Origin of the sequence: Bifidobacterium sp. SO1, from assembly GCF_018555335.1 — a bacterium.
Lineage (GTDB): Bacteria > Actinomycetota > Actinomycetes > Actinomycetales > Bifidobacteriaceae > Bifidobacterium > Bifidobacterium simiiventris.
Window position 1 is genome coordinate 202206 of record NZ_JAFEJR010000002.1, and the last position, 12855, is coordinate 215060.

Below are 12855 nucleotides of genomic sequence, written 5' to 3' on the forward strand. Positions count from 1 at the left end.
TGTCGTGTACGTATACGGAAAGGAATTCGTATGACTGAACCACGCGAACGGACCGTCGCCCGGGTGACGGCCGCGCTCACCGGCGAGCCGTCGGCCATTGCCATCCATCACGCGCGCAAGGTGGACGCGCGCGGCGTGCAGGAACATTATTGGGTCGTCTCCGACGCTCGCGGCGTGATCGTCGCCACCGGCACCGACGAGGAGGCGTTCGAATCGGCATGCCGGTCGGTGGGCATCGACCCGGCCGACGACAGCGCGATCATCGACGCGGGCGGGCGAGTGCTCACGCCGGGCTACGTCGACATCCACGCGCACGGCGCATGGGAGAAGAGCTTCGACGACGGTCCGGACGGCATCGACGTCGCGCGAGCCGGCCATGCCGTGCACGGCACGACCCGTCAGGTGCTTTCGCTCATCACCAATCCGATCGACGTGATCGAACGCAACGTGCGCAACGTGCGTGCCAAGATGGATGAACGCCCGGATATTCTCGGCGCGCATCTGGAAGGTCCGTTCCTTGCGCTTGCCCGCAAGGGCGCGCACGATCCCGAATGTCTGAAGGACCCGGTGCCCGAGCTGGTCGACGAGCTGCTCGACGCGGCCGATGGCTGCATCCGTCAGATCACCATCGCGCCCGAACTGCCGCACGGCATCGGCGCGATCAAGCAGTTCGCCGCGGCCGGCGTCGTGCCGGCGGTCGGCCATTGCGACGCCGACTATGAAACCGCCAAGCGTGGCTTCGACGCGGGTGCGGGCATCATGACCCACATGTTCAACGCGATGAACGGCCTGCACCATCGCGAACCCGGTCCGATTCCGGCGGCCGTGGAGGACCCGCGCGTCACCATCGAGCTGATCAACGACGGCTTCCACGTGCAGAACCCGATGGTCAAGCTCGGCTTCGGGTTCGCGCCGCACCGGATCGCGTTCGTCACCGATGCGATGGCCGCGACCGACTGCCCGGACGGAGCGTACAAGCTCGGCGCGTTGGATGTGAACGTGGTGGACGGGCATGCCAGGCTCGTCTCCAACGGTGCGATCGCCGGTTCGACGTTGTTGCTCGAGGTCGCCGTGCAGCGTGCGGTGCTGGAGCTCGGCTTCGACGCGGCCGCGGCGGTCGAAGCCGCGACCCTGACGCCGGCGCGCGCATTCGGCTTCGACCGGCCGAACCCGGTCACCGGCGCGCCGCTCGGCCTGATCGCCCCCGGCTACGCCGCCGACCTGCTGCTCACCGACCCCGCCACCTGGCAGGTCGACGAGGTCTGGTGCGCCGGCCGCAAGCTCAAGTAACCGGGTTGCGTGCGGTTTGAGATGGCGTCGGATCGTGACACCCGACGCCATCTTCGTTTATTTCGCCGCGAGGCGGAAGGCGAGGTCGACGGAGCCGACGTTGTAGCCGGTGGAGGCGTAGGTGCCGATAATCCGGTCGCCTTCCTTACGGGTGACGAGGATCATCGGCAGCTTGTCGGGGTCGACGTACATGCCGCGCGTCAGTCGCTCGTAGGTCGTCGCGTCGCATCGCCACACGGCGGGGGAGTCGCCGCCGAGCCGGTCGAACATCGAGCGCAGCGTGGCGCTCAACGGCGCATCGACCGGGCATGCGGCGAACACGACAGGAATATCGGTCGAAACCTCGCCGACGGAACCGTCATCGTGCGCATCGCGACGCAGACGCGCGATCAGCTCGTCGAGCACATGGATGCTCGGTTCCGAACCATGCGCGTCGAGAATCGCGACGATCGCGCGGTCGGACAGCAGCTGCGACAGGTGACGTGTCTCGTCGGAGTCGCCGCGACCGTTGTGTCGATCATCTACCGCATCGTTTTCGTTCCTGATCTCGTTCGCATCGTCGCACGTCGTTCCGTGGAACGTTGCGTCATCGACGACGATATACTCCAGCAACTGGTCCTCGCTCGGCTCGCGCATAGCCAGCGTCACCGTCCGCTCGTCGCCGGCATCCAGCCGGAACGTCGTCTCGTTGGTCTGCTGGCCGCCGTTCGGCAACCGCACCGTGGTGATCAGCCGGTACAGTCCAGCTTCGACCGTCAACGGCATGCGTTCGCCGTCCCATGCTCTCTCCCACAGGTCAAGCGACGCGAAATCGGTGCCGTGTGTGTCGCTGACCAGTCGGCCGATGCTCCAATCCGTGCCGTACGCGGGGTGTTCGCCAGTCGGCGCGACGACGGTGAGCGTCGCCGTCGGCTCGGCCGTTGCGACTGCATCATCGACCGCATGCATCGCCGGCAGATGGTGGAACGATTCGCCTTGGAAATACTCGGGTTCGCCGGTCTGCGGGTCGAACCGCGCCGGCACGCCCAGCACGCGGCAGACGGCGACGAACGCGGTGTCCAACGAACGCGGCGTGCCGATGCCGGCCGTCAGCATGCCGGTGGGGGAGACCGGCTCCGGAGTCTCCTCTTCGGACTGTTCGGCGTCGACATGATCGAGCAGATACTGACGGATGAGCTGCGGTTGGGCGCGCAACGCATCCGTGTCGGCCGTGCGTTCGAGCACGGATTGCAGCCGCGTGCGGTCGCCGGCCAGCGGTTCGTTGCCGACTCGCGGATTAAGCACGTAGCGCGCGTACCGATCGTACCGGTCGGATTCCGCGGTGCCGGACAGGGCGACATTCAGTGCATAGTCGCGTACCTTGGCGGCTGAATGAACGGCATCATTGAGCGCGGAGGCGGACACGTCGCACAGGTCCTTGACGCTCAGCGCCGACAGCAGCGCGAGACGGTCTTGGTCGGCGATACCGGGATCGTCGTTGGTGTCAGCGAGCAGGAACGACGCGATGACGGGTACGTTGGCTCCGGCGGAGGCCAGCAGGGACGGGATGGTATCGGCGGCATTGGGTGATACGGATCGGTACCGATCGGCCAGCGACTGACGGGTCGCCTCATCGACGAGATCGGCAAACGCCTCCACTCGTTCGGCGCGCATCGACTCGGCCTGTGCGCGGCGTTCGATCGTGCGACGCTGCTGCTCGTCGGTCAATGGCAAGCTGCGCGGCGTGCCGCTTGGGGGAGCGACGAGGTCGATGGGGCGCCAGAATGGAGAGTTGCGCGTGATGGGTGGCAGGATCTCTCCGCTCGCTGCGCTCGGTCGAGATGACAGAGAGAGATTCGGCTTATCGATGACAGCGTTGATTGGCAGTACGACGGTGACGGCATCGGTATCGGCGGTGTTGACGATGACGTCGGCGAACACGCCGTCGTGGTCGACGTGCACGCGGATGCTGCCCTTGCCGAGCGTCATACGGGCACGACCTTGGTTGTCGCCGACCGCGGTCGCGATCGGATAGTATTCGGCCATGTTCAGCAGTTCGAACGCCACATTCGCGCCGGCGACAGGCCGTCCGTCGCCGTCCGTCACGGTCACCACGAGATCGGTCGTCGGCGCATAGTCGGCGGTCAGATTGCACAGCAGCATCGTGCCGTCGCCGCCCGCGCTCGCCGACGCATCGACGTTGCCTTCGGAAAAATCACAGAACACGCGCGCATGCACGAGCATCGCACGAGTCGACGCCTTGTCGAACCAGCCGCGATCCGGCACCTCCTCCGGCTCGCACGCGCCGAGGAACCGCCAACGGCCGTCCACATACGCCTCCACCCACGCGTGATTGTCGTCGCAGTGCGCCCAGCGCGGCGTGTACACCTGCCGGGCCGGAATGCCGATCGCACGCAGCGCGGTGACCAGCAGCGTCGACTCCTCACCGCAACGACCGAGACCGAGATTCAACGCGCCGAGAGCGTTGAGCGTGCGGTTGTCGGACGGATGATAGGTGACGTGTTCGGCGCACCAGTAGTTCGTTTCGAGCATCGCATGCGTGGCGTCAAGACCCTGCACGCGGTCGGCCAGTTCCCGATAGCACAACGGACGGCAGTCGGCCAGTGCCTCGTTGTTGATGCGCGGCCAGAACACGTAATGAACGAACAGATCGACCGGCAGATCGCGCGTCCACGCCATCGTGCGACGCAGCATCAGCGCATGATCGACGAACGAGAGCAGTACGGCCGGATCGCAGTCGATGACATCGTTGGCCGGCAACGTGCCGTAGGCGAGCTGCATCAGCGTCAGCCGGTCGTCGGACAACGTATCCAGCAGCGACGATGCCGCGGGCAGTCTAGTGATCAGATCGGCGCGTTCGGCGAAACGGCGGTCGGCGTAATCGCGCAGCTCGCCGTCGAGGAGAGAAGACATACTCATGAGCCACCATCATACGGGGATTGGCGGCTCATGAGCGGGATGACATCCGCGATGTCAGTGAAGTTCGCCGTCGGTGATGAAGAAGGCGTGGGCGTCGCCGTGGCGTTTGTCGTCGATGTAGCGGCGGAACAGGGCGAGGCGTTCGATGGTGCTCTTGGCGAGCGGCTGGGGGAGCGCGTCGAGGCCGAACCAGCCGACGTTGAGGCTTTCCTCGTCACCGACGAACGGGTCGGCGTTGCCGCCGGGCTTGACCGTGCACAGGAACGAATGGTCCATGTACATGGTGTTGTCGCCGTTCGCGTAGGTGATGACCTTGTCGGAGGAGATCACGGCAACCAGATCGGTGACGACCGCGTCCACGCCGGTCTCCTCCTTGATCTCGCGGATCACCGTGTCGCCCGGCTGCTCGCCCGGCTCGTTGATGCCGTAGACCATCGCCCATTCGCCGGTGTCGGAGCGCCGGCCGAGCAGGATGCGGCCCTCGCCGTCCAGCACGCAGCCGGTCACGCCCATCAGCCACAGGAGATCATGGCCGATCTTTTTACGAAGTTCCAGTACGAAATCGGGAGTTGGCATAGGTAGGTCCTTCGAAAAATATGTCATTTCGACCGAGCGAAGCGAATGGAGAAATCTTTCAGAGATGCGATGCTTCTTAAGATTTCTCGACTTCGCTTTGCTCCGCTCGAAATGACAGTTTGTGGGAACGGATTGGAAGACAATGTCATTTCGACCGAGCGTAAGCGAGCGGAGAAATCTTGAGAAGCAACGAGATCTGAGAGATTTCTCCACTCGCTTACGCTCGGTCGAAATGACGGTCTTGTAAGAATGATTTGGCTCCCTCTGGTGAGAGGGAGCCAAGGAAAACGATCAGACCAACGCGGCGGCCGCGCGATCGGCCATCCACTGCTCGACCTCGTCGATCTGCTTCGGAATGCCGGCGGAGAGCCATTCGGGGCCGTGTTCGGTCATGAGCACGTCGTCTTCGATACGGATGCCGATGCCGCGCATTTCCGGCGGCAGCAGCAGGTCGTTCTTCGCGAAGTACAGGCCCGGCTCGATGGTGAAGATCATGCCCGGCGTGATCTTCGCGCCCTGATAGGACTCGTAACGGGCCTGCGCGCAGTCGTGCACGTCAAGGCCGAGGTGATGCGCCACGCCGCAGGCAAGCCAACGGCGATGCTGCTGGCCTTCGGGGGAGAGCGACTCCTCCACGCCGACCGGCAGAATGCCCCACTCGTGCAGACGCTCCGCGATCACGCGCATGCACGCGTGATGGATATCCGAATAGGTAGCGCCCGGCTTGGCAGCCTCGAAACCGGCCTGCTGGGAGTCCAGCACCGCCTGGTACAGACGCTTCTGCAGATCGGTGAACTTGCCGCCGACCGGGAACGTACGCGTGATGTCGGCCGTGTACAGGCTATTGACCTCCACGCCGGCGTCGATGAGCAGCATGTCGCCCTGACGCACCACGCCCGTGTTGCGCATCCAGTGCAGGATCGGCGCGTGCTCGCCCGACGCGATGATCGTATCGTAGCCCAGACCATTGCCCTCCTCGCGGGCGTTCGAGTTGAACGCGCCCTCGAGCATACGCTCCGAGTTCGGCTTGTCGATCACATGCGGCAGACGGGTCAGGATACGGTCGAAACCGTCCTTGGTCGCGGCGATCGCCTTGCGCATCTCGCCGATCTCATAGGAATCCTTGAGCATGCGGGCTTCGGCGGAGAACTCGTGCAGCTTGTCGTCGTCCGCGGCGTTCTTGTCCGGATCCGCGTAGCCGTTCGCCTCGCGAATACCCTCGACCAGCGCGGTGATCTGCGGGTCGGCGTCGGAGATCACGCGCACGCGCACCGCGCCGGCCTCGGAACCGACGTCCTTGCCGAGCGCGTCGGCAAGCTGCGCGATGTCATGCGTCTCCAGACCGGTCATCGCATGCAGTTCCTTCAAACCGGCGCGCGGGCCGACCCAGTACTCGCCGTAATGCGGGTCACGGTAGTAGTCCTCGGTGGAATTGTCGGCACGCGGGGCGACGAACAGCTCGGCCACATGCGTCTTGCCGGCCTTCGCCTCGTCGGAGTCCGGGTCGACCGGGTTGAGCACGAGCACCGCGCCCGCCTCGTAATCCTGACCCAAGCCGGTGTAGTACGCGAACGACGTGTCCGGACGGAACATGTAATCGCAGTCGTTGTTGCGCACCTTCGGCTGGCCCGCCGGGATCACCAGGCGCTCGCCCGGGAACGCCTTGCCGAGCGCCTCGAGACGCGCCGGCGTGAACTTCGAGGACTCCAGCGGCTCGACGGCCGGCTCCTGATTGTCCCAGCCGGTCTTCATGAACGCCTTGAACGCGTCGCTGTTCGGACGCAGCGACCGGTTGTTCACGCGGTCGCTCATCGGCTGGTTCGCGCCCGGAGCCGTCTTCGACTCCTCGGCCTCGTATTCCTTGTCCTTGTCGGTTACCACTTCGCTCACCGTCAGTACTCCTTTTATGGACGTGGATTGACTTGTGTTCCACGCATATCGTAGTCCAAAACGGGCGGCGACATGTTACGAGATCCGCGAGCGGGAGCGATGCGTCGCACGGGCACACAGATCAGACCGCGTCGACCTCGAACAGGCGGGTCAGATAGTCGCCCTGATACATGTCGGTGGTGAACGGGCCGAACCCGGTGTCGGAGATGTCGAAGCCGCGGGCCATCAGCTCGTCGCCGCCGTACGTGAACCGCGACGCCGGCAACGGGAACTCGGTGTCGCGCACCGTGTACGTCTCAGCCGGGTCGAGTCCGGCCAATCGCAGCGTGCGATAGCCTTCGTTGACCGGCATGATCATGCGATAGTAGCCGACCAGCGCATGCCGTCGATCGGCCGACACCACCATCCACGCGGCCTCCGCACCCGGCTGCAATCCCACTTCCGACTCGTCGAACGGACTGATCAGCCGGAAAAAGTCGCCCGTATCGATCAGCTCGCGATGCGATTTCATGAACGCGATCTGCCGGCGCATCTGCTCCTGCTCGCCGTCCGTCATCCGATTCACATCCAGCTCGTAGCCGAACGTGCCGAAATACGCGACGTCCGCGCGGGTCTTCAATGGCGTGACGCGCATGAGCTGATGGTTCGGCACCGCCGAAACATGACTGCCCATGCTGGAGACCGGATACGCATACGACGTGCCGAACTGGATCTTCACGCGCTCCGCCGCATCCGTATCGTCGGAAATCCAACCCTGCGGCGCGTAATACAGCATGCCCGGATCGAACCGAGCGCCGCCCGAGGCGCACGACTCGAACAGCACCTTCGGGAGCGCGGATGTCAGCCGCTCGTACAGCGCGTACACGCCAAGGATCTGCCGGTGCAGCAGCTCGCCCTGGAACGCGGCCGGCCGGCCTTGCGAGAACACGTCGGTGATGCTGCGGTTCATATCCCACTTGACATACGAGACGCGGCCGGACGCGAGAATCGCACTCATCGAGTCGAACAGATAGTCGACCACCTCGCTCTTGCTCAGGTCAAGCTCGTACTGGTTGCGGCCCTGCAACGGCTCCCGGCCGGGCACACGGATCATCCAATCCGGATGCGCACGGTACAGGTCCGAATCCCGGCTGACCATCTCCGGCTCGAACCACAGGCCGAACATCATGCCCAGATCGTTGATCTTCCTCGCCAATCCCTCGACGCCGTCCGGCAACTTGCGCCGGTCCGCCGTCCAATCGCCCAACGAGCTCGTCGCGTCGTCGCGGTGGCCGAACCAGCCGTCGTCCAGCACGAACAGATCGATGCCCAGTTCATGAGCCTTGCCCGCGATCGACAACAGTTTCGCCTCGTCGAACCTCATGTACGTGGACTCCCAGCTGTTGATGAGGATCGGCCGCGGCCGGTCGCGCCAATAGCCGCGGGCGAGCCGCGTGCGAAACAGCGTGTGGAACGACTGGCTCAACGCGTTCAGCCCGTCGCGCGTGTACGCGACCACCATCTCCGGCGTCTGGAACGTTTCTCCGGGCCGCAGGGTCCACGCAAACCCTTCGGGATGGATGCCCATCATCAGCCGGGTGACGTGATAGTTGTCGACCTCCACCGAACCGAGGAAATTGCCGCTGTACACGAGCGCCGCGCCGATCGCCTCGCCTGCGGATTCGTTCGTGTTCGGACGCTTCAATATCAGGAACGGGTTGAACTGGTGGCTGCTGTGCCCGCGCAGCGAATAGATCTCCTGCACACCGGTATGCAATCGGAACGTCTGCGGGCGGCGTTCGCGGGCCCACGCGCCGGTGAACTGCATCATGCTCCAGTGCGCGTCCGGCAGGTCGAGGCTGGCGCTCAGGGCGCGGCGCAGCGTGACCGTGCCGTCAGCGTCGGCTGCGTCGGTGCCGCCGGTCGTGCTGCCGTCATCGGCCGCGATACTGTCGTTGACGAACCGCACGTTGCGCGTGAGCACCGGCAGGTCGCGGTACGTCGTGTAGCTCAGGATCATGCGCAGATCCAGCAGATCGTCGCGCAGCGTGATCTCGAGCGTCTCCGCCTCGCCGTCGCGTTCGACGTACGTGGCTGGCAGTCCGTTGAGCGTCGGCTTGCCGGGGAGAATGCGGTGCGAGACGTACCGGAAATCCGCGTTGCGCGCGCCGTCCGGCGTCTCGACCACGCACGCGACGTTGCGCAGGTCGCCGTTGCCGTTGACCGGATACTCCTGTTTGATGTCCTCCATCGAGAAATCGCCGTCGCCTTCGAACGGGCAGGGCGCCATGTCGCGGTGCGCGGCGACCAGCATATGCTCGAAGCCGTCGCGGTCGGCCAGGGGAGCGCCGAAATACAGTTGCCCGAGCTGGCCGTTCTTCAACACGGTGAAGATGTAGCTGAACCCGCGGTTCATGATGTGGAATACGTTGCCCGATTTGTGGAAGACGATGTCCATATAAGCCCCTGCGTTCCCGGCGATCATGGATATGACAACGCCGCGCTCTGCCGGGAAGACGGAGCGCGGCGCGGACGGATATAGATGGATGCGGACTACGGACGGATACGGATGGACGACACCGAACCAGGCAACTAGCGGATGACGCGCATGCGGATGGTGCCCTCGATGTGGCGCAGCGCGTCCAACGCCGCCGCGCTCGGGGTCTGGGACACGTCGGTGACCACGTAGCCGAGTTCGCCTTCAGTGCCGAGTGCCTGGGCGGCGATGTTGATGTTCTCCTCGCCGAGCACGCGGTTGACCTTGGCGAGCACGCCGGGCAGGTTCGCATGCAGGTGGGCGATGCGGGCGGTGCCGGGCAGGGAGGTCAGCGTGATCTGCGGCAGGTTCACCGACAGCATCGTGGAGCCCTTCTCCCAGTAGTCCTCGAGACGCTGCGAGACGAAGTGGCCGATGGCCTCCTGCGCCTCCAGGGTCGAGCCGCCGATGTGCGGGGTGAGGATCATGTTGTCCTCGTCGGCCAGCGGCGTGGAGAACGGGTCGCCGACCTTCTTCGGCTCGACAGGGAATACGTCGACCGCCGCGCCGGAGATGTGGCCGGAGTCGAGATGACGCTTGAGCGAGTCGAGATCGGCCACGAAGCCGCGCGACAGGTTGATGAAGATCGCGTCCTGCTTCATGTGCTGGAACTGCTCCTCGCCGAAGAAGCCGGTGTTCTCCTTGCGGCCGTCCACATGGATCGACACCGCGTCGGACTGTTCGAGCAACTCGTTGAGCGTGTCGCAGCGGTGGGCGTTGCCCATCGCGAGCTTCTCCTCGGTGTCGTAGAACACGACGCGCATGCCGAGCGCCTCGGCCAGCACCGACAGCTGCGAGCCGATGTTGCCGTAGCCGATGATGCCGAGCGTCTTGCCGCGCACCTCGTGCGAGCCGGCGGCGGACTTGTCCCACACGCCCTGCTTCATATGGTGCGTGTGCGCGGGGATGCGGCGCAGCAGGCAGATGATGTCGCAGATCACCAGCTCCACCACGGAACGGGTGTTGGAGTATGGCGCGTTGAACACCGCCAGGCCGTGCTTGCCGGCGTAGTCGAGGTCGACCTGGTTGGTGCCGATGCAGAAGCATCCGACGGCCGTCAGGTTCGGGCACGCGTCGATCACCTTGCGCGTGACGCTGGTCTTCGAGCGGATGCCCAGCAGATCCACGCCCTCCAGCGCGTCGATGAGCTCATCCTCACCCAGCGCGCCCTTGCGCGTCTCGACCTCGAAGCCGTGGTTGCGCAGCGACTGTGCGGCGAAGGGATGAATGTTTTCCAATAACAACGCTTTAGGCATGGTTCCACCTTAGATGCTCAGGTCGTCTTCGTCCGCTTTTGTCCGCACTATAAGCAGGCGCTGGGTCGGACGCGTCATCGCCACGTACAGGTCCGAGGCGGCCACCAGACGCGAGGGCGCCTCCTGTTCGATCAGTCCGGGCTCCACGACGACCACCGCGTCGTATTCGAGTCCCTTGACCTCCTGCGTGCCGCACACGTTGACCTGCTCGTCCCACGCGCTTTGCTCGCTCAGCCGCGCGAACTGGTCGGCCGGCAGCGCGCGGCGCAGGGCGTCGCGCACATGGGCCAGCACGTCGGCGCGCAGCGAGTCGGGCGTAATCACGGCGACGCGGCCGGTGCCGTCCTGCCCGACGAACTCGCGGGTCAGCTCGACCGTGCGCGCAGCGACGTCGTCCAGCAGCGCGGCGCGGTCATCCACGGTGACGCGGCGCACCGAATCTGGCAGCGCGCGCACCGCCTTAACCGTCGAGATGTACAGTCCCTCCGCCTCGGCGAAGCGCGACGCGAGATCGGACACCTCCTGCGGGTTGCGGTAGTCGATCGTCAGCTCGTTGAGGCTCCAGTGGCCCCGGCCGAACAGCCGGTCCATCACGCGCGGCCACGAACGGGTGCCGCCCAGCGCTGAGGTTTGCGCGACATCGCCGACGATGGTGAACGAGCGCGACGGGCAGCGGCGCATGAGCATGCGCCAGTCCATCGCGGTCAGCTCCTGCGCCTCGTCCACGACGATGTGCCCGTACGTCCACTCGCGGTCGGATGCGGCACGCTGCGCGGTCAGCTCCGTGTCGGCGCCGTTGATGTTGTCGACCAGCATCTGCGCGGTGACGATGCCCGAGCCGATGCCGTTCTGCGCCAGCGTGTCGCGCGCGAACTGCTCCTCCTCGGCGCGCGCCGCGTCCTGCGCGCTCGTGCGGCCGACGGTCTTCGGATCCGGGCCGAGCAGTTCCATCGCCTCGTCGAGCAGCGGGATGTCCGAGCGCGTCAGCGGAGAACCCTTCGGTCGGGCCAGCTCGTGGATCTGCTCGTCGGTGAGCCACGGCGCAAGGGAGCGCAGTCGTTCGGGGCGAGCCCACAGCTGGTCGATGAGCCATGGCGCGTTCATGGGCAGCCAGGCGAGGTTGAGGGTCTTGCGCACCTTGTCGTCCATGCGCAGCATCGAGGTGACGCGGGAGAGCTCGGCCTCGTCCGGCGTGTAGTCGAGCTGCTCCGCGTAGCGGGTGCGCAGCGCGGCAAGCATGCTGCGCACGAACGTCTCACGGGCCTTGTTATGAGGCTGATGCGTGCGCTTGGCGTCCAGCTGCGCCTGCTTGATGTCGACGGCGAGCATCGGCACGGCGAAGCCGTTGACGCGCACGGTCGGCAGATCGGCCGGCACGCGCACGCGCGCCGCGATCGCGTCGGCGACCAGACGCGCCATGCGCTTGTCGCCCTTGAGCATGGCGGCGGTCGGCGAATCGGTCGCGGTAGCGGCGAAGCCGGGCACCAGATCGGCGATGGTGCGGCTGACCACTCCGGTCTCGCCGAGCGAGGGGAGCACCTGGTCGATGTAGCGCAGGAACGTGGAGCTCGGGCCGACGACGAGCACGCCGGAGCGTTCGAGCATGCGCCGGTGCGTATACAGCAGATAGGCGGCGCGATGCAGCGCGACCGCGGTCTTGCCGGTGCCCGGGCCGCCCTGCACGACCACGGCCTGATTCATATCGGAGCGGATGATGCGGTCCTGTTCGGCCTGGATGGTGGCGACGATGTCGGTCATCTTGCCGGTGCGCCGGGAACTGAGCGAGGCAAGCAGCGCGCCCTCGCCGGTCAGCGTGCCGGACGCGGCCGCACGGTCGACCTGGCTGGAATCCACGTCGAGCACCTCGTCCTCGATACCCACCACCTCGCGAAAGCGCAGCGTCAGATGGCGGCGCATGACGATGTCGCCGTGGTTCGACGGGGTGGCCTCGTAGAACGGGCGCGCGGCCTCGGCGCGCCAATCGGTCAGGATCGGCTCGTGGTTGTCATTCGACAGGCCGATGCGGCCGATGTAGCGCCGGTTCGAGTCGATGTCGTCGAGCCTGCCGAAGACCAGACGGTCCTCAACCGCGCGCATCTGGGTGAGCCGGTCCTCGTACATGGTCGCGAAGGAGTCGCGTTCGGTGCGCTGGGTGGGCGAGCCGTGGGATCCGGCCGCGCGGACGGTGTCCAGCCGCGACTTGACCTGCGCGCGCAACGCGTCGAGCCTTCCGTAGGCCCGATCGACCGCCCGCTGCTCCTCGTGGATCTGCGCCGAATATTCCGACATGCCCTCTACTCTCCTTGGCTCCGGTGAAAACTCAGGCATACCAATGTACTCCCCGGCACCTACGTCGGCGGGGTCGCCGGCCCGGCGGCGGAATGAACTTTTCGTGAACGCGCACGGCCT

At 65.5% G+C, this 12855-nt stretch carries 7 protein-coding genes; 1 reads left to right on the forward strand and 6 read right to left on the reverse strand.

Features of this window, described 5'->3' with window-relative positions:
* The first annotated feature begins 30 nt into the window (after positions 1-30).
* A complete protein-coding gene (locus JS541_RS02970) occupies positions 31-1290 on the forward strand; it encodes an N-acetylglucosamine-6-phosphate deacetylase (RefSeq protein ID WP_214372999.1) in 1260 nt (419 codons plus the stop codon).
* Between the two features lie 57 nt (positions 1291-1347).
* Here JS541_RS02970 and JS541_RS02975 read toward each other — a convergent pair whose 3' ends face one another.
* The 6 genes from JS541_RS02975 to JS541_RS03000 form a co-directional block, all read right to left on the reverse strand.
* Positions 1348-4209 carry a transglutaminase domain-containing protein gene (locus tag JS541_RS02975; RefSeq protein WP_214373001.1) on the reverse strand — a complete coding sequence of 954 codons (2862 nt, stop codon included), beginning with the start codon at positions 4207-4209 and terminating at the stop codon, positions 1348-1350.
* Between the two features lie 54 nt (positions 4210-4263).
* Positions 4264-4785 (reverse strand): NUDIX domain-containing protein, encoded by a 522-nt coding sequence (locus JS541_RS02980; RefSeq protein WP_214373003.1) that lies wholly within the window; start codon positions 4783-4785, stop codon positions 4264-4266.
* A 291-nt stretch (positions 4786-5076) separates the two neighbouring features.
* A complete protein-coding gene (locus tag JS541_RS02985) occupies positions 5077-6675 on the reverse strand; it encodes an aminopeptidase P family protein (RefSeq protein WP_214373005.1) in 1599 nt (532 codons plus the stop codon).
* A gap of 121 nt (positions 6676-6796) precedes the next feature.
* Positions 6797-9112 (reverse strand): alpha-galactosidase, encoded by a 2316-nt coding sequence (locus tag JS541_RS02990; protein WP_214373007.1) that lies wholly within the window; start codon positions 9110-9112, stop codon positions 6797-6799.
* A 134-nt stretch (positions 9113-9246) separates the two neighbouring features.
* Complete coding sequence (serA, locus tag JS541_RS02995; protein WP_214373009.1) at positions 9247-10446, reverse strand: phosphoglycerate dehydrogenase; 1200 nt, start codon at positions 10444-10446, stop codon at positions 9247-9249.
* Between the two features lie 9 nt (positions 10447-10455).
* Entirely contained in the window at positions 10456-12735 is a 2280-nt protein-coding gene (locus JS541_RS03000; RefSeq protein ID WP_214373010.1) for an AAA family ATPase, read from the reverse strand.
* Between the last annotated feature and the right edge of the window lie 120 nt (positions 12736-12855).